Origin of the sequence: Rhodococcus rhodnii NBRC 100604 (assembly GCF_001894925.1) — a bacterium.
Taxonomy (GTDB): Bacteria; Actinomycetota; Actinomycetes; order Mycobacteriales; family Mycobacteriaceae; genus Rhodococcus_F; species Rhodococcus_F rhodnii.
Map to the genome: position 1 here is coordinate 1 of NZ_BCXD01000017.1, position 23,822 is coordinate 23,822.

The 23,822-nt window shown below is 71.0% G+C and carries 21 protein-coding genes; 11 read left to right on the forward strand and 10 right to left on the reverse strand.

Annotated features, from left to right (window positions below):
• Positions 1-26: 26 nt before the first annotated feature.
• The 5 genes from RR1_RS13505 to RR1_RS13520 form a co-directional block, all read right to left on the reverse strand.
• The gene (locus RR1_RS13505) at positions 27-794 is read right to left on the reverse strand and encodes an ABC-2 membrane transporter-related protein (RefSeq protein WP_143153839.1); all 768 of its coding nucleotides are present in this window, start codon (positions 792-794) and stop codon (positions 27-29) included.
• A gap of 31 nt (positions 795-825) precedes the next feature.
• Positions 826-1,566, reverse strand: coding sequence for an ATP-binding cassette domain-containing protein (locus RR1_RS13510; RefSeq protein ID WP_010837752.1), 741 nt, complete (start codon positions 1,564-1,566; stop codon positions 826-828).
• A gap of 188 nt (positions 1,567-1,754) precedes the next feature.
• Positions 1,755-2,039, reverse strand: coding sequence for an RNA-directed DNA polymerase (locus tag RR1_RS22910; RefSeq protein WP_238558970.1), 285 nt, complete (start codon positions 2,037-2,039; stop codon positions 1,755-1,757).
• Positions 2,036-2,989, reverse strand: a complete 954-nt coding sequence (locus RR1_RS13515) for a reverse transcriptase family protein (RefSeq protein ID WP_238558969.1) — start codon at positions 2,987-2,989, stop codon at positions 2,036-2,038. The genes RR1_RS22910 and RR1_RS13515 overlap by 4 nt, the downstream gene beginning before the upstream one ends.
• 189 nt (positions 2,990-3,178) lie before the next feature.
• Positions 3,179-4,567 (reverse strand): aminotransferase-like domain-containing protein, encoded by a 1,389-nt coding sequence (locus tag RR1_RS13520; RefSeq protein WP_040772713.1) that lies wholly within the window; start codon positions 4,565-4,567, stop codon positions 3,179-3,181.
• Here RR1_RS13520 and RR1_RS13525 point away from each other — a divergent pair.
• Both RR1_RS13525 and RR1_RS13530 read left to right on the forward strand, forming a co-directional pair.
• A complete protein-coding gene (locus tag RR1_RS13525) occupies positions 4,566-5,597 on the forward strand; it encodes a DMT family transporter (protein ID WP_010837748.1) in 1,032 nt (343 codons plus the stop codon). The two genes, RR1_RS13520 and RR1_RS13525, sit on opposite strands and share 2 nt — an antisense overlap.
• Entirely contained in the window at positions 5,522-6,397 is an 876-nt protein-coding gene (locus RR1_RS13530; protein WP_040772711.1) for a class I SAM-dependent methyltransferase, read from the forward strand. Before RR1_RS13525 ends, RR1_RS13530 begins: the two co-directional genes overlap by 76 nt.
• On the opposite strand, the gene RR1_RS13535 is transcribed toward RR1_RS13530, so the two are convergent.
• On the reverse strand, positions 6,372-7,937 hold the full coding sequence (locus tag RR1_RS13535; protein ID WP_238558968.1) for a glycosyltransferase family 39 protein: 1,566 nt from the start codon (positions 7,935-7,937) through the stop codon (positions 6,372-6,374). The genes RR1_RS13530 and RR1_RS13535 overlap by 26 nt on opposite strands.
• Positions 7,934-9,835: a glycosyltransferase gene (locus RR1_RS13540; RefSeq protein WP_143153840.1), complete on the reverse strand. Its 1,902-nt coding sequence runs from the start codon at positions 9,833-9,835 to the stop codon at positions 7,934-7,936. Before RR1_RS13540 ends, RR1_RS13535 begins: the two co-directional genes overlap by 4 nt.
• Before the next feature lie 229 nt (positions 9,836-10,064).
• Here RR1_RS13540 and RR1_RS13545 point away from each other — a divergent pair, with 229 nt between their 5' ends.
• Genes RR1_RS13545 through RR1_RS13555 form a run of 3 tightly spaced genes read left to right on the forward strand, consistent with a single transcriptional unit; the run spans position 10,065 to position 14,301 of the window.
• Positions 10,065-12,314 carry a hypothetical protein gene (locus RR1_RS13545; protein WP_010837744.1) on the forward strand — a complete coding sequence of 750 codons (2,250 nt, stop codon included), beginning with the start codon at positions 10,065-10,067 and terminating at the stop codon, positions 12,312-12,314.
• Positions 12,315-12,352: 38 nt separating this feature from the next.
• Positions 12,353-13,366 carry a glycosyltransferase gene (locus RR1_RS13550; protein WP_010837743.1) on the forward strand — a complete coding sequence of 338 codons (1,014 nt, stop codon included), beginning with the start codon at positions 12,353-12,355 and terminating at the stop codon, positions 13,364-13,366.
• Positions 13,363-14,301: an NAD-dependent epimerase/dehydratase family protein gene (locus tag RR1_RS13555; RefSeq protein ID WP_010837742.1), complete on the forward strand. Its 939-nt coding sequence runs from the start codon at positions 13,363-13,365 to the stop codon at positions 14,299-14,301. The genes RR1_RS13550 and RR1_RS13555 overlap by 4 nt, the downstream gene beginning before the upstream one ends.
• Positions 14,302-14,310: 9 nt before the next feature.
• Here the strand turns inward: RR1_RS13555 and rfbB are convergent, their stop codons facing one another.
• Positions 14,311-15,318 (reverse strand): dTDP-glucose 4,6-dehydratase, encoded by a 1,008-nt coding sequence (gene rfbB / locus RR1_RS13560; protein ID WP_072713639.1) that lies wholly within the window; start codon positions 15,316-15,318, stop codon positions 14,311-14,313.
• 93 nt (positions 15,319-15,411) lie between these two features.
• On the opposite strand from rfbB, the gene rfbA reads away from it, so the two are divergent.
• The 5 genes from rfbA to RR1_RS13585 are packed head-to-tail and all read left to right on the forward strand — an operon-like array spanning position 15,412 to position 19,427.
• Positions 15,412-16,284, forward strand: a complete 873-nt coding sequence (rfbA, locus tag RR1_RS13565) for a glucose-1-phosphate thymidylyltransferase RfbA (RefSeq protein ID WP_040772980.1) — start codon at positions 15,412-15,414, stop codon at positions 16,282-16,284.
• A gap of 46 nt (positions 16,285-16,330) precedes the next feature.
• Positions 16,331-16,918: a dTDP-4-dehydrorhamnose 3,5-epimerase family protein gene (locus RR1_RS13570; RefSeq protein WP_010838042.1), complete on the forward strand. Its 588-nt coding sequence runs from the start codon at positions 16,331-16,333 to the stop codon at positions 16,916-16,918.
• Between the two features lie 11 nt (positions 16,919-16,929).
• Positions 16,930-17,412: a GtrA family protein gene (locus tag RR1_RS13575; RefSeq protein ID WP_010838043.1), complete on the forward strand. Its 483-nt coding sequence runs from the start codon at positions 16,930-16,932 to the stop codon at positions 17,410-17,412.
• Positions 17,409-18,263: a glycosyltransferase family 2 protein gene (locus RR1_RS13580; protein ID WP_010838044.1), complete on the forward strand. Its 855-nt coding sequence runs from the start codon at positions 17,409-17,411 to the stop codon at positions 18,261-18,263. Before RR1_RS13575 ends, RR1_RS13580 begins: the two co-directional genes overlap by 4 nt.
• Positions 18,264-18,320: 57 nt before the next feature.
• Complete coding sequence (locus tag RR1_RS13585) at positions 18,321-19,427, forward strand: S1C family serine protease (RefSeq protein ID WP_010838045.1); 1,107 nt, start codon at positions 18,321-18,323, stop codon at positions 19,425-19,427.
• 37 nt (positions 19,428-19,464) lie between these two features.
• Here RR1_RS13585 and RR1_RS13590 read toward each other — a convergent pair whose 3' ends face one another.
• Positions 19,465-22,863 carry a bifunctional proline dehydrogenase/L-glutamate gamma-semialdehyde dehydrogenase gene (locus RR1_RS13590; RefSeq protein ID WP_040773026.1) on the reverse strand — a complete coding sequence of 1,133 codons (3,399 nt, stop codon included), beginning with the start codon at positions 22,861-22,863 and terminating at the stop codon, positions 19,465-19,467.
• An 84-nt stretch (positions 22,864-22,947) separates the two neighbouring features.
• Between RR1_RS13590 and RR1_RS13595 the strand changes: the two genes are divergently transcribed.
• Positions 22,948-23,325 carry a hypothetical protein gene (locus tag RR1_RS13595; RefSeq protein ID WP_010838047.1) on the forward strand — a complete coding sequence of 126 codons (378 nt, stop codon included), beginning with the start codon at positions 22,948-22,950 and terminating at the stop codon, positions 23,323-23,325.
• 3 nt (positions 23,326-23,328) lie between these two features.
• On the opposite strand, the gene RR1_RS13600 is transcribed toward RR1_RS13595, so the two are convergent.
• Positions 23,329-23,820: a GtrA family protein gene (locus RR1_RS13600; RefSeq protein WP_010838048.1), complete on the reverse strand. Its 492-nt coding sequence runs from the start codon at positions 23,818-23,820 to the stop codon at positions 23,329-23,331.
• Positions 23,821-23,822 lie beyond the last annotated feature (2 nt).

A 23,822-nucleotide genomic window follows, 5' to 3' on the forward strand; every position in this document is an offset into this window, starting at 1 on the left:
GCATCACGCATCGCAAGCGCGAGGATTCAGGCCGGTCGCCGGGCGCTCATCCGCTGCAGCCCCACGACCGCCGCGAACAGCATCGCGATCGATACGGCCACCATGACGGCGCCCCCGACGCCTTGCACGAGCCCGAACTGGGCGTTGGGCAGGAACGTGACCAGGCTTCCGCCGTCGGCGAGGGGCGACACGTCCAGCACGTGACCTTCGGTCAGGTAGACCTCGAGCGGGTCGGCCGATGCAGGCAGAACGCTGGTGTCCTCGCTCGCCAGCGACAGAAACGCCTTGGGGAGCACTAGCAGGAGCACGACCTGCGAGATGAGCGTCAACGCGATCGCGGGAACGATCAGGCGGGTGACCACCGACAGCAGCAGTCCGGCACTGACCGCCAGCAGCGCCGACGCCGGCAGAAAGACTCCGTGGGTCGCCACGTACTGATCACTCATGTGGTCGAACCCGGCCAGCAGGGGCCGCCTACGGTCGCTGATCTCGACGATCACCGTCAGCAGGACGCCGAATGCTGCGGCACCGAGCAGCGCCGGCGAGATCCGGGACCAGAACCATCGTGCGCGGGTGACGCCCTGGGTCCACGACCAGATGTTCGTCTCGGATTCGAACTCCTTCGAGAGGCTTGTCGCGCCCCACGCGACACCGACGAGAACCACGCCGAAGGACGCCAGGTACTGCGTCACACCCGAACCGGGCTTGTACGTGGACTCCCACAGTGCCGCTCCCAGCAGCGCGGCCGCCGCCGCGACGCAACTGACGATCGCCGTCCGGTCCAACCGGATCATGTGTCCGAGCATGTTCGCGAATCCCCCGTGCCTATCGTCGTTCTCGGCCTGCGGCCGAACTCGTGCGTGTCGACCGGAGCGCACCGAGCACCTTCGCCTCGAGTGCTGCGTGATCCAGCCGTACGCCCTCCGGGAATGTCGTGCCGATGTCGAGCGCGACGGCCCCGTCTGCCAGTACGACGATCCGATCGCAGATCGAGGACACGTACGCCAGCACGTGCGTCGACACAAGGAACGTCCGGCCCGACTCGGCCGACATCAGCGCGATCCGTTCACACACACGCTCTTTCGCGATGGGATCCAGATCGGCGAGCGGCTCGTCGAGGACGACGACATCGGTGCGCTGGCCTACCGCCACCGCGAGCGCCACCTGCGTGTGCTGGCCGCCCGAGAGGTTCTTGCACCGATCCCCCAGCGAGACACCGAAGTCCTCGACCCAGTCCATGGCGAGGCCGATGTCGAACTCGTCGTTGAGATCCGCCGCGTAGGCCAGGATCTCGCCGACGCGCAGCGTCGTGTGAAGCGGACGAGACTGCGCCAGATAGGAGACGCTCGGCGGGACGCCGAAGCCCACGGGCATCCCGGCCACTTTCACCGTTCCCGCGTCGGCACGCTCCAGTCCCGAAGGGATCTTCACGAGTGTGGATTTTCCGGATCCGTTGAGCCCCATCAGCGCGGTGATCGATCCCGCGCCGACCGAGAAGCTGCATCCGTCCAGCACTCTCTTCGATCCGAGAGTCTTCACCACTGCGTCGACCGTCACTGCATCCACTCGGACCTCCCCCGTTCGATCGCCACGTCATCCGCAGTGCCGATTCCGAAATATACTGCAATGCAGTATTTCTCGATCGAACCACTCGTCGGTGGCGCGTTCGTAGCGAACGAGAATAGACCGCGCACCCTCTGGCCGGGCGCCGCCGGACACCATTCTCGGCACCGGTACCGAATCGTGATCTACGTCTACCCGTGCGCCCAGTCGATACGGGATTCCAGCGCGAGAAGCACATCGCGGCGGCGCGTGCTGGTCTGCCCCACCCACGCGATCCGGCCTCGCAGGTGGGAGCGAAAGTCACTCCTCCCCTGCATATTCTGCGAATCCGGTCCGAACCGAACACAGTTGAACAGGAGCGCGCGTAGTGCGTCGTACTCGCTCCTCGGCACCTGCGCGCCCGCGTTGACGACGAGCCCGGCGAGCTTCTGCTGCCGATGCGCTCGCATGATCCGCGTCTTGCGTACGTTGATCACGAAGCCCTCGTCCGCACACACGGCGGGACCATCGCGAGCAGTCGCGAGACGTCGACGTCGCTGCCCGAGAACGCGAGATCGTCCGCATAGCGCGTGTACGTGAGCGCGTGACGTCGTGCGACGCCCGACAGTCTGCGGTCGAGATTCCCCGCTACGAGATTCGAGAGCGCCGGTGACGTGGGCGCGCCCTGGGGGAGATGAGGTGCCCGCATGAGCGACGCGATCTCGAACGGCACGCCGGCCAGCGCGGCGGGAGGCGTCGACGTCGTGCACAGCCCCGCGAGTCGGCCGGCGACCCACGGCGGGTACCCGAGCGCGGCGAAGACTGCTCGCACGCGTGTCGCCGTGATCGTCGTGAAGAACGCGCGGAGGTCGACGCGGATCACGACCTCCGAATTCGAGTGCGCCGCGGCGAAACCGACGACTCCCCGACCGGCCCGGAAGCCATGGGCGGCGGGATGCGGCGGCACGGCGTCGAGAACCGACACGCGGACCTTCCGTTGAACCTCGCGCAGTCGTTCCTTGGGGATCTCGACGACACGTCCCGAGGGAAGCGTCTTGACCCGATAATGCTGCAGCCGATCAGGTTTCGTGCGCAACCAGCCTCGCGGGTCGGCGAACCAGTCGAGTTCGCCCGGCGTGAGATTCAGTGAACTCGCGAGCGCGGGAAGCGTGTTCCATCTCGGGACGCCGAACAGCCATTGCGGCCGCTGCGCACGTACGGGAATCGGACCTTCGAGCCGCGGCAACTCGGCGAGAAGCCGATCGACGGCATCCACTCCATCGACGGGAGGCGTGGGCGCGAGATCGTGAAGCCGCCGCGCGATCTCCTCGGCACGATCGAACCCGATTTCGGAGAACCTCTGCGCGAGTGCGTTCTTCGTCCACGGACCGGACATGGCGGCTGCAGCGAGCCTCGCCGCCCAGCCCGCATCGAGTGCGCGGCTCATGTGCGCGAAGGTGCGAGCCGACCGAGACCTGTCGTCTGCGGCGCACGGTGGCGCGCGGAGCGCGCGGGAGTGCGTCGGACGGTGTGCCCTGCCGATATCCGTGTGCCAGGGGTTGCCCCTGACCCGGATCGTGCCGACGAATCGGCCGATCCGCTCTCGCGCTCGCACCTTCGCACGCGCGGCAGCATCTCACACCCCGGCGGCCTCCGCGAGGATTCCCACGGCCTCGCGATAGCGCGTCGGCAACGTCGCAACAAAACCCATACGTACGCATTGTCCTGGAGGTTCGGCAGGAAACCAGTCGTCGCCCGGAGCGACCTCGAGCCCCAGAGCCGATGCCCGACGCGCGACGTCACGCGCAGGCACGTCGCCGGGCAGCCGCACCCACACGCTCATCCCGCCGCCCGGCACGCGGTCCACGGACAGGGGCGTCGCCCGCAACTCCCGCACCAGCGCGTCACGACGCTCGCGCAGCTCGCGACGCAGCGTCGCGATGTGCCGGCGCCAGCCCGGCGCGGTGAGGACGTCGAGCGCGACGTGCTGCGCGAGCCCCGGGACGAACATCTCCCCCGCCCACCGGCTCGTCGAGATCCGGCGCAGCGCGGGGCCCCTCGCCACGATCCCGGCGACCCGGATCGACGGCGACATGCTCTTCGTCAGCGAGCGGACGTAGACGACGTGCCCGTCCGGATCGGCCGCCGCGAGCGGCGGTGGGGCGTCGTCGATCGCGAGGTCGCGCGCCCAGTCGTCCTCGACGACGAACGCCTTGTGCTCGGCGAGGACTCGCAGCGTCTCCGCCCGCACGGACGGCGACCAGACCTCGCCGCTCGGATTCGCGAACGTGGGCTGCGCGTAGAACACCCGCGCGTTGTGGGCGGCGAGCGCATCCGCCAGATCCCCCGGATCGATCCCGTCCACCGTCCGCGCGATCGGCACGATCCGCAGGCCGTGCGCACGGGCGGCGAGCATCGCGCCCCAGTACGTCGGCGACTCCATGACGACGGCGTCGCCCGGCGCCGCGAGCGCGCGCAACGTCGCCGACACCGCCGACTGCCCGCCGTTCGTGACGAGGACGTCGTCGGCGTCGTACCCCGCAGCAGGACCGGGCTCGTTCGCGAACCAGGCGCGCAGCCGCGGCAGTCCTGAGTTCATCTGAGCATCGAGCACCACCGACGAATCGCGCGCGGCACGGGCGAGCGCCGAGCGCACCAACGCACCCGGAAGCAGTTCGGGCGCCGGGTAACCGCCGTGCATCGCGAGGGCACCGGGCGCCGCCGAGCGCGCACCCGGCAGCTCGACGTCGAGCGGACCGGCCGGGCCCAGCGCCGTGGTCTGCCACGACAGATCCCGCTCATGCGGCGGCCGCGGCCTCCTGGCGACGAAAGTGCCGTTCCCGGGCCGGGTCTCGACGATTCCCTCGGCCACGAGCAGCCGCAGCGCACTCTGCACCGTGACGGGTCCGACGCCGTGCTGCGCCGCGATGGCGCGGGTCGACGGCAGCCGCGTCTCGGGCGGCCGGCCGCCGTACTCGCGGCGAAGACTGTCGGCCACCGTGTGCGCACTGCTACTCTCGGACATGGGTATTGATGATAGCGCTACTGCTCCCAGGCGAGAAACGCTTTCGCTCGGACGATCGGGGCTCCTGTGGGGGCTCCTCGGCGTCCTCGCGTTCTCGTTCACCGTTCCCTTCACCCGCGTCGCCGTCGGCGCGATGGAACCGCTGTTCGTCGGGACGGGACGCGCCGTGGTCGCCGGCGTGCTCGCCGCGATCGTGCTCGCCGTCGCGCGCCCCGCCCGGCCCCGTGGCCGGCAGTGGCTCTCGGTGGCCGTGGTCGCGGGCGGCGTCGTCCTCGGCTTCCCGGTGCTCACCTCGCTCGCCCTCGAGACGGCGTCCGCGTCGCACTCCGCCGTGGTCATCGGTGTGCTCCCCGCCGCCACCGCCGTCGTCGCCGTCATCCGCGGCGGCGAACGCCCGAGCCTCGGGTTCTGGGTGTGCGCGGGCGCCGGAGCGCTCGCCGTCGCGGCGTTCGTCGCGACGAGCGGCCCCCTCGGGACCGTCGGCGTCGCGGACCTCCTCGTCGCCGGGGCCGTGATCGCGGCGGCCTTCGGCTACGCCGAGGGCGCACTGCTCGCGCGCTCGCTCGGCGCGGGGTTCACGATTTGCTGGGCGCTCGTCGTCTCGCTCCCGGTCACGACGGCACTCACCGCGACGACGCAGTGGCCCACCGCCGCCTCGCCGACCCAGTGGGCGGCCTTCGGGTATCTCGCCGCCGTCAGCATGTTCCTCGGGTTCTTCGCCTGGTATCGCGGCCTCGCTATCGGGCCGATCGCGAGGGTGGGCCAGGTGCAACTCGTCCAGCCCGTCTTCACCCTCGCGTGGGCGGCGATGCTGCTCGGCGAGACCATCACGCCCGTGACGATCGCCGGCGCGGTCGCCGTCGTCGCGTGCGCCGCAGCCGCGGTGCGCTCGCGGGTCCGGACGAACGCGCCGAGACCGGCACGGGACGGCGATCGACAGCCTAGATTCAGGGCATGTTCGAGCGCATCCGGGCAGCAGCACGCGACCGATTCCAGCGCGCCGTCGACGAAGTCGTCGACACGCGGCTGACCGAGCAGGCCGACGCCGCCGCCGCCGCCGACGCGATGGCGGAACTGCACGCCGAGGTCCGAGAGCTGCGCACCGAGCTCGCGCAGACGCGGGATCTCGTCGACGAACGTACGCACGCACTCGACACCCTGACGCGGGAGATCGATCATCGGCGGCGGCGCGACATCGCCGTCGCGGCCGAGACCGACGCTCTCACGGACACGGCGCGCTTCGTCACCGAGCACCTGCCGCTCGCGCAGCGGCGTCCCGATCCCCGCGCGACTCTCGACTACGCCCTCTCACAGGTAGACCGCGGCCTCGGCGGACTCGCGCTCGAGTTCGGCGTCGCGACGGGGGCGACGCTCACCGCGATCGCGGACGCACTCCGCGGCGCCGTCACCGTCGCGGGATTCGACGTCTTCAGCGGTCTACCCGAGACGTGGCGAACCGGCTTTCCCGCAGGCGAATTCGCGCAGGACACGATCCCCGATGTCGACGGCGCGGACGTCGTCGTCGGGCTCTTCGAGGACACCCTGCCCGGCTACCTCGCAGAGCATCCGGGGCCGGTCGCGTTCGCGCACCTCGACGCCGACCTGTACTCGTCGACGGCGACCGCACTGACACTGATCGAGCCGCGCGTAGTGGCAGGCACCGTCCTCGTGTTCGACGAGTTCTTCAACTACCCCGGCTGGCGTGAGCACGAGTACCGCGCGTGGCAGGAGTTCGCCGACAGGACCGGCTGCGAGTACGAGTACCTCTGCTACACACTCGATCACGAACAACTGGCGGTACGCGTCACCGCGCTTCCGTCCCGCGAGTGAGCAGCACGACCTGAGTGACGTGGATCGGCCACCTCTCCCGCACCTCCAGTCCGGTGTCCCGCATGACGGCGATCGCCGGGTCGTCCAGGATGTGGTGGGCCGGCAGATCCCAGACCTCGCCCGTCTCGTGCCGGATACGCTCGGCCACATCGCGATCCTCGTCGGCGACGAACCACACGACGTCGCACGCGGCGTAGCGCTCGGGCTGCTCGGTGGGGCCGATCTCGATGTCCCACAGCCATCCCGTCTCGTCGGCGCTCTGCCGCAGCCCGATGTCGCGGGCACCCTCGAACGCATGGGGATGCACGATCGCCACGAGCCGTTGCGACGCCGGATTCCATGCGGCACTGCCGAACACGACGCAGTCGCCGGGCTCGACGCGGCCGTCCAGAAAACGCCCGACCGCACTGAAGTCCATTCCACTGGGTTTCGCGAACGCCGTCCGTTGCTCGAGATACGCGGGCGCGGCGGCCGCCGCGAACACGGCGACGACGAGCAGCGCGCTCCACCAGCGCCGGGTGAGCGTCGTGACGAGTCCCCCGAGCAGCAGGCCGACCGCGGGTGCGGTGAACGTCGGATACCGCGCGAGGAAGGTCGGATCGTGTACTGCCGACAGCACGAGCAGCGCGGCCGGCGGCACCACGAGCCACGGAACCGTCACCGCGACAACGGCTCCGAAGCGCCGACCACCACGGATGCGGACGACGACGGCCGCGACGATCAGCACGGCCGCGAGCACCGCCGCCAGCGGAGCGCCGGGAAACCACATCACCTGCGCCACCGTCCGCACGGTGGACCGGTCGAGCGGCGGAATCCACGAGACCTGTCCGGTCTGCGCGACGACGACACGAACGAACGCCGCCGTCGCCGCCCCCGCGAGAACGACCGCCCCCGTCCACCACGCCCACAGTCGCCTGCCGGTACGCAGCCAGAGCAGCGTCACGGCATGCGCGAGCACCAGCAGCGACGAGTACACGAACACGACGGTCCCGAGCGCGATCGCCGCCGCGTAGAGGAGCCACAGCCACCATCGCGACCGATCGCACACGGCCGCCACCACGGCGACCGTCGCCCACACGGCGACCGCCGCGGACAGCGCGTAGCCGCGCGCCTCCACCGCCGCCCATGTCAGCCTCGGCGTGACGACGCACAGTGCGGCGGCGACCACCGCCGTCCGGGTGCCACCGAACCTGCGACCGAGCACCGCGACGCCTGCCGCCGCCGCGCCCACGGCGAGCGCGCTCGGCAGCCGCGCCGACAGCTCGGAGACGCCGAACACCCCGAACCAGACGTGCATCAGCAGGTAGTACGCGCCGTGCACCGCGTCGATGTTGCCGAGCATCCGCCACAGGTCCCCGGTGCTGCGGGTGCTCGCCCGTACCGTCGCCGCCTCGTCGTACCAGAACGACGGGACCCACGAACTCCAGAACCCGACGAGGGTTCCCACCACGAATACCGCCGCAGGGACGGCGAATCCGAGAAAACGTGGACCATCGCGCCCGCGCCGTGAGGGCGCAGGAGCGATGGTCCCGGTGGTCACCGGCCGTACAGTCTGGCCCAGTTCTCCCTGCTCGTCAGCTCCGGCATCGCGTCGCGGTAGGTGCCCGCGACGTCCGGCATCTCACGGCGCAGCCGCCGCAGCGCCCGCAGCCCGCGGACGAGGAGCGTCCGGGCCAGCGCCTTGTCGCGCCGCCGGACCCGCACCCCCTCCTGCGAGCTGTCGGTGACCACGACGTGCGAGAACAACGACACGTGCCACCAGTGCGCGTCCTCTGCCGGGACAGCGACGGGGTGCCCGATCACGCGGCCACGCCACTGCCCGAGGGCGCGCTTGGCGAGGATCGCCCACATGAGGCTCTGCTTCGGCGTCGATGCTGCCGGGTGGATCGTCATGTCGGCGGGACGCAGTCCCGGAACGTCGTTCGCGGGATGCCGGATCGTCTCGCCGTAGTCGCTGCGATCACGCCGGATCGCCGCCGCGGCCTCGACGCCGCCGTCCTTCAGGAACTCCGGTCCGCGCAGGAAGTCCTCGATGGCCTTGATCAGCGTGAACGCCATGCCGTACTGCATCGAGACCAGGTACCGGAACAGGTCGGTGCGCAGCTGCGCAGCAAGGGCTTTCGAGTCGACATCGATGTGCAGCGCCGCCGTGATCATCGCGTTGCGGAGGTTGAAGTAGCGGTGCCACTCGTCCCAGTCCTTCCACGCGAAGTCCGCGTGCCACACCGCGGCACCGGGCAGCGTCACCGTCGCGAAACCCTGTGCACGCGAACGGTATCCGAACTCGATGTCGTCCCACTGGAAGAACACCGGCAGCGGGTAGCCGACGGACGCGACGATCTCCGACGGGATCAGGCACGACCACCAGCCGTTGTAGGCGGCGTCGACGCGGAAGTCCTGCTTGTTCTTGATCGCGTTGCGGTTCGCGAGCGCGTCCTTGACGGGCAGACCCGCCTCGAGGCGCTGCAGATCCGCTGCCTCGGCGCCCACGTGCACGCGGTCGGGGTGAAGCAGATACAGCATCTGCGCGCCCACGATCGCCGGCTCCGTCGTCAGATTGGCGAAGGTGTTCATCCGGACGACGGCCTCGGGCTCGCACAGCACGTCGTCGTCCATGAAGATCACGTTCGCGTGGTCCTGCCCCCGGACGTCGTGCACCTCGAAGAGGCCGCGCGTGAAGCCGCCTGCGCCACCGAGATTCGGCTGGTTCAGGTAGACGAGCTTGCTGCCGAGCAGCTCGCGCACGTGCTGGAAACCGGCGCGCGAGTCGACGCGGTCGGTGCCCTGGTCCACGACGTACACCGTGTCGACGTCGAGCAGCGCGATCGGGTCGTCGGCCATCGCCGTGAGCGTCGCGACGCAGTCGTCGGCGCGGTTGAACGTGCAGATGACGACCGACGCCGGCCGCAGCCGCCCCTCGAACGGCACCGTCCACTCGGCGTGATGCACGGTCAGGCCCGCACCACCTGCGCGCAGCCGCGCGAACAGCGCGCCGCCGTCGACGAAGCGGTCGATCCGGGCGGGGATGCGGACGAGCTGCGTCGTCCCCGACGTGGCGTCCACGCGCGCCGTCGCGACGGTACGGCGCCGGCCCTCGTAGTCGGTCGCGACGATCTCGACGTCGCCGCGGCCCTCGACCTCGGCGACGAAGGCGACCTCGGTGACCGTCGTCCACCGCTGCCAGTAGCTCGCCGGAAACCGGCCGAAGTAGGTGTTGGTCTCGACGCTGCCGCGCGGGCCGAGCTGGATTCCCGCCCGCGACCGGGCGGCCGAGCCCTTGACCGACGCGTACATGTCGTCACTGACGAGGGGCGACGGAGCAGCGAACAGGGTGCGCTGCACCGTCAGGCCCGAGGGCCGGTCGGTGGACCCCACCTGCAGGCCGGTGAGCCCGGAGAGTTCTCCGTTCTCGGTGACTGTGGGGTGCTGCTCCTGCATCTGCTCTCTCAACCTCTCGACACTCTCGTACGGCATTTCCCGCTCGGCCAGCGTATCGCGACGGCACACGGCCGCCCGGCGGTCCAGTCGATCGCGGCCACCAGCGACCGAATCGAGACCCGTCCATCACCTGGCCGAGACGTGAGCCGACCGCCCGGTTCGGGAGTCCGCGCTCGGTTAGGGTCGGATGTCCGGGCGCTGCGGCGCGACTCACGAAGGGGGCGATCGAGTGGCTGCGCTGCAGGTCACGTCGCAGACCGCGCGGTCTCGGCAGGCGCGATATCTGTGGGGTGGGGCGATCGCCGTCGTCGTGGCCGTGACGTTCGCGGGGCTTCGTGCCGTGAACCCGCAGTTCTTCTACACCGAGGACACCTCGTCCGGCGCGGTCGGCAACTGGCTGCAGCTGGGCCGGATGATGCGCGAGGGCGACTGGTTCCCGACGCTCGTCCCGCACCAGTGGATGGCGGGCAACTATCCACTCGAGGGGCAGGGCGGGCTGTTCAATCCGCCGCAGATGCTCGTCAACTGGATCGCGCCGTCGGTCGACGACCTCTCGCTGCTGTCCGCGCTGGTCAAGCTCGTGTTCTCGATCGTCCTCGCGTGGGGCACCTATCGCGTCGCCCTCGAGTACGGGGCGCGTCCGCCGTGGGCGGCCGTCGCCGGCGCCGCGGCACCGTTCGTCGGGTTCTCGCTGTTCTTCGATCAGCCGTCGTGGGTCACCGCGCTCACCGGCGCCGCGTGGCTGATGCAGGCATGGGCGTCCGCAGTCCGGTACGCCCGCGGCAGGTCCGGGCCCGTCCCGATGTTCGTCTTCCTCGTCTTCGCCATGACGGTCGGCTACGTCCACACCGCACTGCTCGCGGGCGTGACGATCCTGTGCGTCGTCGTCGGCGAGATCGTCGTGAGCCGGAGCTGGTGGCCCGGGCTCCGCGTCGCGATCGCCGCGGGCGCCGCGGCGGCGTGCTCGGCGATCACCTTCCTGCCCGGCGCCCTGAGCTCGGACGTCACGTGGCGCATGGACTCCGGTGTGAGCAACGACAACTTCCTCACGGCGCCGTGGTCCGAGACGTTCACGGCGAGCATCCCGTCCGCCGTCTCGGCGATCGAGTCGTGGAGCGGCGAGACCACTCCGGCGCCGATAACCTACATCGCGTGGTTCGCGGTCCCCGCCCTCGCGTTCGTGTCGTGGCGCGCGGTCTCACGGTCGATCCGGTCGTTCACGACGCCGCTGCTGCTCCTCGGCGCACTGCTGCTGTTCACCGCCGGGCCCAGCGCGATCGGCCCGCTGCGCTGGCCTGCCCGCGTCCTGCCGACGGTCGCCGTCGTCTCGCTCGTCCTGCTCGTCGTGCTGCTTAGCCGGTTCGGGACGACGAAGCCGCTGCGCGGCCGCCTCGTCGCGGCGGGACTGCTGGTCCTCGTCCAGGTGCTGCGGGCCGGATCGTCGGGGCCCGAACTGTTCGGCCGTCACGTGCTGTGGGGGCTCGCGATCGTCGCCGTCGGCGCGGCACTGGTGTTCGCCGCACGCCGCGCCGGCGCCGTCCCGGTGGCCGTCGTCCTGCTGATCACGACGGCGCCGATCGCGTGGTACCAGGCCGCGAACTACTCGTATCCGGACGATGCGTGGCTGCTCCCGACGCATCAGTCCGAGGCTCGTGACGGTTTCCCGGACTGGGAGGGCACGACGGTGCAGCTCGGCGATCGTCAGCAGCTGGCGCCGTTCGACGGCCGCGACGACCCGGACTGGCCGTGGCACTCGCAGGTCTACGGCAACTACGCGAAGATCCTCGACCGCGACTACGTCAACGCCTACACACCCGTCGGGCACGAGCGCTTCGGCGTGCTGCTGTGCATGCAGTACGACGGCTCGACGTGCCCGGGCGGATTCGACGGACTGTTCCGCGTCGAGCCGTACACCGGGCTCACCAACGCCGACCTCATGCGCGTCGACCGGGTCGTGTTGCAGGACGAGCTCTTTCCCGACATCGACGTCCTGCCGATCCCGCCCGGCTGGGAGTTCGTGGAGCCGCCCGCCGTCACGGGCGGGCTCGTCCACGTCCTCGAACGCACCGACGAGCGCCTCTCCGATCTGCCCGGCACCGTCTCCGCGACGGTCGACGCCACCGCGACGAGCACCGAGTCGTCCGCGAACAGCGAACACGTGCGGGTCTCCGCGCCCGACGGCGGCTCCGTCGTCTTCTCGCGCCTCGCCTGGCCCGGATACACCGCGACGCTCGACGGCGAGCCCGTAGAGGTCGTCGGGCTCGACGATCTCTACGTGATGGTCGACCTGCCGCCGGGCACCGTCGACGCCGACCTCGCACTGTCGTTCCGGCCGCCCGGCTGGCGACTGGGCACCGCGTCCGCCGCCGGTGGCGTCCTGGTGCTCGCTGTCCTGACGGCCGTCCATCACGGTGCGCGGTTGCCGCGCAGGCGTTCGCGGGAGACGCCGGAAACGACCGCGCCGAGTGATGCCAAGTGAGCGGGACACCCCAGGGAGGTGGCCTAGACTCCCGGCCTGTGGCCGATTCTCCGCACCGGATCTCGATCGTCGTCCCCGTCTATCAGGGAGAACTGACGCTCGACGGGCTGATCGCGGAGATCGCTCCCCTCACGACGCCCTCGGTCACTCCTGACGGCCACCCGATGGTCGTCGAGGAGGTCCTGCTCGTGTTCGATCACGGGCCGGACGGCTCGGCCGCCGTCATCCGCCGACTCGCCACCGAACACGAGTGGATCCGGCCGGTCTGGCTGAGCCGCAACTTCGGTCAGCACCCCGCGACCCTCGCCGGCATGGCGTCGAGCGGCGGCGAATGGGTCGTGACGCTCGACGAGGACGGCCAGCACGACCCCGCCGACATCGGTGGACTGCTCGACACCGCGCTGCGCACCGGGTCGACGCTCGTGTACGCCGAACCGACCAATCCCGCCCCGCACGGTGCCGTCCGCAACGCCGCGTCGCGCGGCGCGAAGTGGGCGCTCGCGACGCTCCTCGCGGCCGACGGGACGCAGCGCTACCAGAGCTTCCGGCTCGTCCTCGGCGAGGTCGGCCGCTCCGTCGCCGCCTACGCCGGATCGCAGGCGTATCTCGACGTCGCGCTCGGCTGGATCGCGGGAGAGGTGGCGACGAGCCCCGTGCACCTGCGCGACGAGGGCGACCGCCGCTCCGGATACCGGCTGCGCACGCTGCTCTCGCACTTCTGGCGCATGGTCCTGTCGAGCGGCACCAAGGGGCTGCGGCTCGTGAGCTTCCTCGGCTGCGCCTTCGGCATCGGCGGGCTCGTCCTCATGGTCTACGTGATCATCGGCGCCGTCTTCCTCGACGACGGCGACGTCCGCGGCTGGGCGTCGACGATGGTCGTCCTGCTGTTCGGCTTCGGCGCGACGCTGTTCTCGCTCGGCGTCATCGCCGAGTACGTGGGCGTCTCCGTCAAGACGTCGATGGGCAAGCCGCCCTATCTCATCGTGAGCGATCCCGCGGCAGGTCCGCTCGGGCGCACGAGGCGCGTCGAGCGGCCGCCGACGACGCGATGACGCCCGCCACCGTGCCCGCGTGGGTCGTCGGCGCCGGCGGCCTGCTCGGCCGCAGCGTCCACGGCGAACTCGAGCGGCGCGGTGGCCCGGTGCGGGTGAGCAGCGTTCCGTGGCACGACGCCGACGCCGCGCGCGCCGTCCTGGTCCGCGACGCGCGGCAGTTCGCCGACGACGTGCGCGGCGGGCCGTGGCAGCTCGCGTGGTGCGCGGGCGCGGGCGTCAACGGGACGACGGACGAGCAGTTCGCCGTCGAGAATTCCCTGCTCCAGGCGACGCTCGACGCGCTCGCCGTCGCGGAGCCCGGTCACGGCGCACTGCTGTACGCGTCGTCGGCGGGCGGCGTCTACGCAGGCGGCGACGCGGCCCCGTTCGACGAGCACTCCCCCGTCGCGGCACTCTCGGCGTACGGCCGCGCGAAGCTCGCGGCCGAGGACGTCGTCGGCGAGTTCACGCGCCGTACCGGCGTACCGAGCGTGCTCGCGCGGTTCGCCAACCTGTACGGGCCGGGCCAGAACCTCGCCAAGCCGCAGGGGCTCGTCTCCCACCTGTGCCGCGGCTACCTGCTGCGCCGGCCCGTCTCGATCTACGTCTCGATGGACACCCTTCGCGACTACCTGTACGTCACCGACGCGGCGGAGATGACCGCCGATGCCCTCGCGCGGGCACTGCGTCACCCCGACGCCGACGGCCCCGTCGTCAAGGTGTTCGCGTCGGGACGCACCGTGACGATCGGCGCTCTGCTCGCGACGTGCCGGGCGGTCTTCCACACCCGGCCCGAGGTCGTGCTCGCGACGTCACCGCTCGCCGCGGGACAGCGGCGCGACCTGCGGCTGCGGTCACGGGTGTGGCCGGAACTCGACGACCGCAGCCATCGCACGCTCGTCGACGGCGTGGCCGCGACGCTCGCGTCGATCCGGGGTCAACTCACCACGTGACGGCCCCGGCTATTTCGTGACGGCTTCGCCGGCGGCGCGGTAGGCGGCCTCGGTCGCGTCCTTGCGCGGGCCCCACCAGTCCTCGTGGGCGCGGTACCACTCGATCGTCGCCTCGAGCCCCGCGCGAAAGTCGGCGAACCGCGGCTCCCAGCCGAGTTCGGTGCGCAGCAGCGTCGAGTCGATCGCGTACCGGCGATCGTGACCGGGCCGGTCGGTGACGAAGTCGAAGTCCTGCGAGTCGCGGCCGAGCAGTTCGAGCACCGTCTCGACGACCTCGCGATTGCTCGTCTCACCGTCCGCGCCGATGAGATACGTGCGGCCGATCGTGCCGCCGTCGAGGATCGCCCACACCGCACTGTTGTGGTCGTCGACGTGGATCCAGTCGCGCACGTTGCGGCCGTCGCCGTAGAGCCGGGGCCGCACGCCGCGCAGGACGTTCGTGATCTGGCGCGGCACGAACTTCTCGACGTGCTGGTACGGGCCGTAGTTGTTCGAGCAGTTCGAGAGCGTCGCGCGCACCCCGAACGACCGGGTCCACGCGCGCACGAGCATGTCGCTGCCGGCCTTGGTGGACGAGTACGGGCTCGACGGGTTGTACGGCGTCGACTCGGTGAACCGCGACGGATCGTCGAGTTCGAGATCGCCGTACACCTCGTCGGTGGAGATGTGGTGGTACCGCACGTCGTACCGGCGCACCGCCTCGAGCAGCGTGTACGTGCCGATCAGGTTCGTCTGCACGAACGGCCACGGGTCGCCCAGCGAGTTGTCGTTGTGCGATTCGGCGGCGAAGTGGACGACGACGTCGGTGTCGCGGACGAGGTCGTCGACGAGCGGGCCGTCCGTGATGTCGCCGTGGACGAACCGGATGCGATCGGCCACCGGGGCGAGCGATTCGCGGTTGCCGGCGTACGTCAGCGCGTCCAGAACCGTGATCTCGACGTCGGGGCGCTCCGCGACCGTCGCGTGCACGAAGTTCGCGCCGATGAAGCCGGCGCCCCCGGTGACGAGCATCCGCATGGCAACTCCCTGTTCCCCGTCGTTCCCGGTTCGCTGCCGGGCTGTTCCCTGTCGGACCTCCCGGCCACACCCGGGCATGGAACACTACCCGCCATGCGCGGAATCATTCTGGCCGGTGGCACCGGTTCCCGATTGCACCCGATCACCCTCGGAGTCAGCAAGCAACTCGTCCCGGTGTTCGACAAGCCGATGATCTACTACCCGCTGAGCACCCTCATGCTCGCGGGGATCCGCGACATCCAGATCATCACGACCCCCGACGACGCGCCGCAGTTCCAGCGACTTCTGGGCGACGGATCACGTCTCGGCATCTCGCTGACGTACTGCGTGCAGCATCGGCCCGACGGCCTCGCGCAGGCGTTCGTGCTCGGCGCCGACCACATCGGCAACGACTCGGTCGCGCTCGTGCTCGGCGACAACATCTTCTACGGCCCGCGCCTCGGCAGCACCCTCTCACGGTTCGAGAACATCGACGGCGGCGCCGTGTTCGCCTACTGGGTCAAGGACCCCGCCGCGTACGGCGTGATCGAGTTCGACGAGAACGGCACCGCGCTGTCGCTCGAGGAGAAGCCCGACAAACCGCGCTCGAACTACTCCGTACCCGGCCTGTACTTCTACGACAACGACGTCGTCGAGATCGCCCGCGAACTGAAGCCCTCGGAGCGCGGCGAGTACGAGATCACCGACGTCAACCGCGCGTACCTCGACCAGGGGCGGCTCGAGGTCGAGGTGCTGCCCCGCGGGACGGCGTGGCTCGACACCGGCACGTTCGACTCACTGCTCGACGCCTCGAACTACGTCCGCACCATCGAGCAGCGTCAGGGCCTCAAGATCGGCGCGCCCGAGGAGGTCGCGTGGCGACGCGGGTTCATCGACGACGACGAACTGCGGGCCTGCGCGCAGCCGCTCGTGAAGTCGGGTTACGGCAGTTACCTCCTGGACCTGCTCGAGCACGACCGCCGGTAGAGTTCGTCTCCGGCCACAGCGACGGCGCCGGACCCGAAGGAGAGCGATGGAGTACCGCGAACTGAAGGTTCCGGGAGCCTGGGAGATCACGCCACGCCAGTTCGGCGACGACCGCGGCGTCTTCCTCGAATGGTTCCGCGAACCGGGGTTCTCCGAGGCGACGGGCCGCGTCCTCGACCTGCAGCAGGCCAACTGCTCGGTGTCGGCGGCCGGCGTCCTGCGCGGCATTCACTTCGCCGACGTCCCGCCCGGGCAGGCCAAGTACGTCACGTGCGTCTCCGGTGCCGTGCTCGACGTCGCGGTGGACCTGCGCGTCGGCTCCCCCACCTTCGGGGTGTGGGACGCGGTGCTTCTCGACGACCGCGAGCGTCGCGCGATCTTCCTGAGCGAAGGACTCGGGCACGCCTTCCTGTCGCTCGAGGACGGCTCGACCGTCGTCTACCTGTGCAGCACCGGGTACGCGCCCGAGCGCGAACACGAGATCTCCCCGCTCGACCCCGAGATCGGCATCGAGTGGCCTGCCGTCGACCGCGCCGGGGCGCCCCTCGAGCTCGTCCTCTCGGACAAGGACCGCGCCGCCCCCACCCTGCGGGAGGCGCGCGAGCGCGGACTGCTCCCGGCCCACCGCGAGTGAGGACGGACCGTGTGAGCGAGCCGGAACCGGAGTCCGCCGAGCCGCCCGACACCCCCGACGGGGTGCGGGTGGGGCGGCCCGGACCGCTCATGCGGGTCGTCCGCAATCAGAAACTCGCGTTCCTCCTCGTCGGCGGCTTCAACACCGTCCTCGGCACGCTGTGGTTCATCGGATGGCAGACGGCGATCGGCGACCACGCCGACTACCGCGTCTCGATCGTGCTGGGGTACCTGTGCAACGTCGCGTGCGCGTTCGCGATGTACCGCTACCTCGTGTTCGAGGTCCGGGGGAACTTCTTCACCGACCTGTGGCGGTTCGTCGTCGTCAACCTCGGTGCGTTCGTGACGAACATGATCCTCATGACGATCGCCGTCAGCGTCCTCGGCTTCCCGCCGATCCCCGCCCAGATCGCGATCACCGCGATCACCGCGGTCGCCAGCTTCTTCGGCTACCGCGACTTCTCGTTCCGTCGCTCGAAGAAGGTGATCTCGTGACCAGTCCGTCCGGCGACCGCGCTCCCCGGGTCTCGGTGGTGATCCCGGCGTTCCAGAACGGCGCCTACATCGGCGAGACGATCCGCTCCGTCCTCGCGCAGACGTTCACCGACTTCGAACTGATCGTCGCGGACCACTCCTCGACCGACGACACGCTCGCCGTGATCGAGTCGTTCGACGATCCGCGGATCACGGTGCTCCACACCGACGCCGGCGGCGGCGCCAAGCGCAACTGGGACCGGGTGAGCCGCGCCGCGCGCGGCGAGCTGATCAAGCTGCTCCCCGGCGACGACACGATCTTCCCGAACTGCCTCGCCGAGCAGGTCGCGGCGTTCGACGCGCATCCGTCGGCGGTGCTCGTCGCGTCCCGGCGCACCCTCACCGACGCGCGCGGCGAGACCATCGCCGCCGCTCGCGGGCTCGGGGGGCTCTCGGGTCTCGTGCCCGGCCGCGACGCCGCGCGCGCGACCGTCACGGCAGGCTCCAACATCTTCGGCGAGCCCGGCTGCGTGCTCGTGCGCCGCGACGTGCTCGAGAAGGTCGGCTGGTGGGACGACACGCAACCGTTCCTCATCGACGAGGCCACCTACGTCCGCGTCGCACTGCACGGCGACGTCGTCGCGCTGCCGGAGCCGCTCGCGTCGTTCCGGATCAACGCCGGGCAGTGGAGCGTGCGCCTCGCACGGCAGCAGGCCCGGCAGGCGGCCGACTTCCATCGCGGGCTGCGCGAGAGCGACCCGACGCTCGTGTCCGCGAACGACGTCCGGATCGGCGACTTCAAGGCGCTCGTGACGTCGTTCCTGCGGCGCGGCGTCTATCTGCTGTACCGGAAGCGGCTGCGCACGCCGTGATCCACGCGAGACGGAAACCGTTCCCGGCGCACCGTCCGCTTCGTTAGTTTCAATGACGTGCCGAAGTCGGGTGCGGTGCGCCGAATGGTGGTCGCCGCCATCGCAGTCGTCGCCGTCGGGACCGGGCTCGTCGCGACGGCTCCCGCGCTGCGCGACGGCGTGCACGACGTCCCCGCCGCCGCCCCACCGGCCGCTCCGTCGCACGAGCCCGTCGAGGACGCTCGTCCCGCCGACGTCGCCGAGGTCGCGCTCGAACCCGCCGCCCTCGAGCAGCACGTCGCGTCGGGGATCGTGGTCATCGACACCGACCTGGGCGCCTCGCACACCGCGGGCACCGGCATCGTCGTCGCCGACGACACCGTCCTGACGAACCATCACGTCGTGGACGGCGGCCGCTCGATCGTCGTCGCGATCCCCGGGAGCGGAACCGTGTCGCACGCGTACCTGCTCGGCTACGACCGCAGCCGCGACCTCGCGGTGCTCGACGTCCCCGGCCTTCCCGCGCCGACGCTGTCGTTCGCACCCGACGCCGACGTCACCCCGGGGACGGCGATCACGGCCGTCGGCAACGCCGAGGGTGCGGGCGTGTTCGCAGCCGCGCCCGGCACCGTCACGAGCGTCGGCAACACCATCACGACGCGCAGCGCGACGGACGGTTCGCTCAACCGGTTGCACGATCTCATCGAGGTCGACGCGCGCGTGCGGCCCGGCGACTCCGGCGGTCCGCTCGTCGACGCCGCAGGCCGCGTGATCGGCGTCAACACCGCGGGCGACGCGGACCAGAACACGCGCATGCAGAACGCTCGCGCGCGGTCGTTCGCGATCCCGATCGCCGATGCGCTCGCGACGGTCGACGCCGTGCTCGCGGGCCGCGAGACCGACACGGTGCACATCGGGCCGCCGCCCGCGCTCGGCGTCGAACTCGCCGACCGCGGCCACGGCCCGCAGGTCCAGGCCGTCACCCCCGACGGTCCGGCCGACCTCGTCGGCATCACGGTCGGCGACGTCCTCACGATGTTCGACGGCGCGCCGCTGCACTCGAGCACCGACGTCCGCGATCACATGAACGACGCCCACCCCGGCGACCGCGTGCAGATCACCTGGCTCGACGCCGCAGGTGCGACCCGCTCCGACACCGTCGTCCTCGTTTCGCGGGGGCGATGAGGACGGGGGCACTCCACTCGCGTCGCCGAACTCGCTGTCACAGCACCCCGTCGGTGAGGTGATCGGGCGTCCCGAACCGGTGCGCCGTGACGCTGATCGCCTGTTCGCGGAGGAACGGCAGGGCCTCGATCCGACCCGACTCGGTGACGGCCGCGTCGTGGATCGCGACGGTCGCATCGCCGCGCCGAGCGAGGGCGGCCGCGTCGTCGCCGAGCACCCGGACCCTCGCCTCGCTGGGCGTGTGCGCGAGCCACCGCTCCCGCGACTCGACGCGCACGACCACGCCGTGCTCGGTGCACAGCGCCGCCACCGACTCCGGGAGAGGCTCGGCCGTCGAGACCGTCAACGGCCCGCCCGCGCGCAGTCCCGCCGCGACGACGCGCACCACGAGCGCGAGCGATTCGCCCTCGCTCGCCCTGACCGTCACCGGCACCGGCAGGTACCGCAGAATATTGCGCTCGACGCCGAGCGCCGACGGATCCGCCGCGCGCGAGAAGCGTTCGTCCCAGGCCGCGACGTCGCTGCGCAGTGCGCGTTCGAGATAGGCCCTGTCGCCCGCGGCCGCGGTGTCGTCGATCGACGTGAGCACCTCGCGGGCGAGGTCGTCGAGCGGGTTCACCGCGGCGGCCGTCGTCGTCCGCCAGCCGGTGAGGGCGACGAGGTACTCCGCCCCGCCCGCCTTGGTCCCCGGCCCGACCGACGAGCGCTTCCAGCCGCCGAACGGCTGACGCCGGACGATCGCGCCCGTGATCGACCGGTTGACGTAGAGATTGCCCGCCTGCACGCCCGCGAGCCACTGCGCGAGTTCGCCGGAATCGAGCGTGTGCAGGCCCGCCGTGAGCCCGTACGCGGTGCCGTTCTGCAGCGCGATCGCGTGCGGCAGGTCGTCGGCGGCCATGATGCCGAGCACCGGGCCGAAGTACTCGGTCGTGTGCATCGGCGAGCCCGGCCGCACGCCCTCGCGCACGCCGGGCGAGTAGAGCCGGCCGGAGTCGTCGAGCGCGCGGGGCCGGACGAGCCACGACTCACCGGGCTCGAGCGTCGTGAGCGCATCGCGGAGTTTGCCGTGCGCCGGTTCGACCAGCGGTCCCATGCGCACCCGCGGATCGGACGGGTACCCGACCGGCAGCGACCGCACGGCGTCGGCGAGCTGATCGCGGAATCTGCGCGAGCGCGCGACCGAGCCGACGGCGACGACGAGCGAACACGCCGAACACTTCTGCCCCGCATGCCCGAACGCCGAGGCGACGATGTCGCGGACCGCGAGATCGAGATCGGCACTCGGGGTCACGACGATCGCGTTCTTGCCCGACGTCTCGGCGAACAGCCGCAACTCGGGCCGCAGCGAACGGAACGCGCGCGCGGTGTCGAACGCGCCGGTGAGGATCACCTGGTCCACCCGCGGGTCGGCGACGAGGGCGCTGCCGACCGTCGCCTCGTCGGCGTCGACGACGTGCAGGACGTCGCGCGGCACCCCGGCGTCGTGCAGCGCCGCGACGACGAGTGCGCCGCAGCGCACGGCCTGCGGCGCGGGCTTCATCACGACGCTCGACCCGGTCGCGAGCGCCGCGAGGACACCGCCCGCCGGGATCGCGACGGGGAAGTTCCACGGCGGCGTCACGACGGTGAGCCGGCGCGGCACGGGCTCGGCGCCGTCGGTCAGTGCGAGCTCCTCCGCACACAGCGCGTACCAGCGGGCGAAGTCGACGGCCTCCGACACCTCCGGGTCGGCCTGGTCGACGGTCTTCCCGGTCTCGGACGCCATCACCTCGATCAGCTCGCCGCGGCGGGCCTCGAGCCGGTCTGCTGCGGCGCGCAGGATCCCGGCGCGCTCGTGGGCGCCGCGCTGCGCCCACTCCGGTGCCGCGTACCGTGCGCGAGACAGGATCGCGTCGAGGTCCTCGCGGGTGCGCACGAGCGCGGCGTCGGCTTCCTTGCGCCCGGCGTCCGAGCCGTCGATTCGCGCGGTGATCGCGGCCATCCACGCGCGGTTCGGAGCGAGCGACGGGTCGGTGTCGGGGGTGTTCGCGAAGGGCTCCGGCGCCGTCTGCTCGGGCGGGCGCGTCCGGTCCTGTGTGCGGCGGCGCGTGGGCGGCGGCGCATCGCTCGTGGCGCGCGTCCACGCGGCCTCGAAGCGTGCCCGCTCGCGCTCGAACGCCTCGGCGTCGTCGTGCAGCGTGAACGCGGAGGAGACGAAGTTCTCGGGCTCGGCGCCCTCGTCGAGCCGCCGCACGAGATACGAGATGGCGACGTCGAACTCGCGAGGGTGGACGACGGGCGTGTAGAGCAGGACGCCACCCGTGTCGGCGCGGACCACCTCGGCCTGCCCCTCGGCCATGCCCAGCAGCATCTCGATGTCGACGCCGTCGCGCACCCCGCGCTCGCCGGCGAGCAGCCACGACCACGCGACGTGGAAGAGGTTGTGTCCCGCGACGCCGATCCGGACGTTCGCGATGCGGTCCGGGGTGAGCGCGCGGTCGAGCAGCCGCAGGTAGTGCGCGTCGGTGTCCGCCTTGGTGTCCCACGTCGCCTGCGGCCACCCGTGCATCGCCGCGTCGACCCGCTCCATCGGCAGGTTCGCGCCCTTGACAACGCGCACCTTCACGGGAGCACCGCCGGCCGCGCGACGCTGCGCCGCCCACGTCTGCAGCCGCTCCATCGCGTCCCACGAGTCGGGGAGGTAGGCCTGCAGCACGATCCCGGCCTCGAGGTCCGCGAACTCGGGGCGGCTCAGGATCTCGGTGAACACCGCGACCGTGAGATCGAGATCGTGGTACTCCTCCATGTCGAGGTTGACGAAGGTCCGCGGCGTGACACTCATCGCCGCCCGGTACAGCGGCGTGAGCCGGGCCGCGATGTCGGCGACGACCTCGTCGAACGCCCACGGCGAGTGCGGCGCGACGGACGACGACACCTTGAGCGAGACGTAGTCGACGTCGCTGCGCGCGAGCAGCCGCTCGACGGCGCGCAACCGGCGCTCCGCTTCGGCACCGCCCAGCACGGCCTCGCCGAGCACGTTGAGGTTCAGCCGCACCCCCTCGCCGCGGAGCGAGGCGATCGCACGGCCGAGGCGGCGCGGCGACGCGTCGACGACGAGATGGCGCACCATCTGCCGCATCGCCCGTCGCGCGACGGGCACGACGAGCCACGGTGCGATCGTTCCGGCCCGCGCACCCGCGGCCAGCGCCACGCGCAGGTGCCGCGGCACGAACGCGGGAGCATCGCGTGCGATCTCGGCGAGCGCCCGGGCCGCCTCGCGCGGATCCTCGGGGCGGATCACCCGATCCACGAAGCCGACGGTGAACTCGAGCCCGCGCGGGTCGGCGAGCACGTCCGCGAGCAGTCGCGACGACCGCCGCACCGGACGGCGCGCGGCGTCGTCGACCCAGCGGCGCACCTGGGACGAGACCTCGCCCAGCAGTCTCGTGTCGGCCATGCCAGCCTCGATTCCCGCCCGTCCGGCGATCGTGTCCGCTTCGGCCCGTGCGCCGCAGCGCACACCCGACTCGATTGTGCGCCGATGTTCCACGAGAAGCGCGGCGGTGACGTTAGATTCGGGACATGCCGCGGATCTAACGTCACCGCGACCGGTCTGGCGCTGGGCGCGCTCGTGTACACCGGCGCCTACGTGCAGAGTTCACCGAGACAGCTGTGCGACGGATTCGAGCAGCAGGTCATACACTCGGCCCCCGGCTATCCGGTGTTCGACGTCCACGAACGACTCGCGCGGCTGCCCGTCGTCGCGGCGCGATGCACCGTCGACTTCGCCGACGGCACGACCCCCGACCGCGCGACGCTCGTGATCGACTGGCAGGCGAATCTGACGGTCCTCGCCGGTGTCATCCTCATGATCGCTGCCGTCGCCTATCACTTCCGGCACCGCCACGACGTGACGTGACGGTCACCGCAGCTTGAAGATCACCGCGCGCTGGACGACGAAGTTGATGACCGTCGCGGTGCCCTGCGCGACGACGAAGCCGGCGGGAAGCCGCCACCACTCGTCCGGCAGGACGCTGTACATGATCGAGTTGAGCCCGACCTGCACCGCGAACGTCGTGGCGTAGAGCACCACGACCGCCGCGAACCGCGAACGGCTCGGCGGCGCGCGGAACGTCCACCGGCGGTTGAGCAGATACGCCGTCGTCGTCCCCACGACGAAGCTGATCGCCTTCGCGATGTCGACGTGGACGCCGACGACCGCGTACAGCAGCGCGTACAACCCGAAGTCGACGATCGCGGACAGTCCGCCGGTGACGACGAAGCGCACCATCTGCGTCCCGAGCGGTACGGGCTGCTGCGCGACGGCACTGTCGAGGGGGAGCTCGGCGGGAAGCGGAAGGTCACCTTCGAGGTGATGCGTCGGTTCTTCCGAGTGCGGGCGATCAGAGGACACGG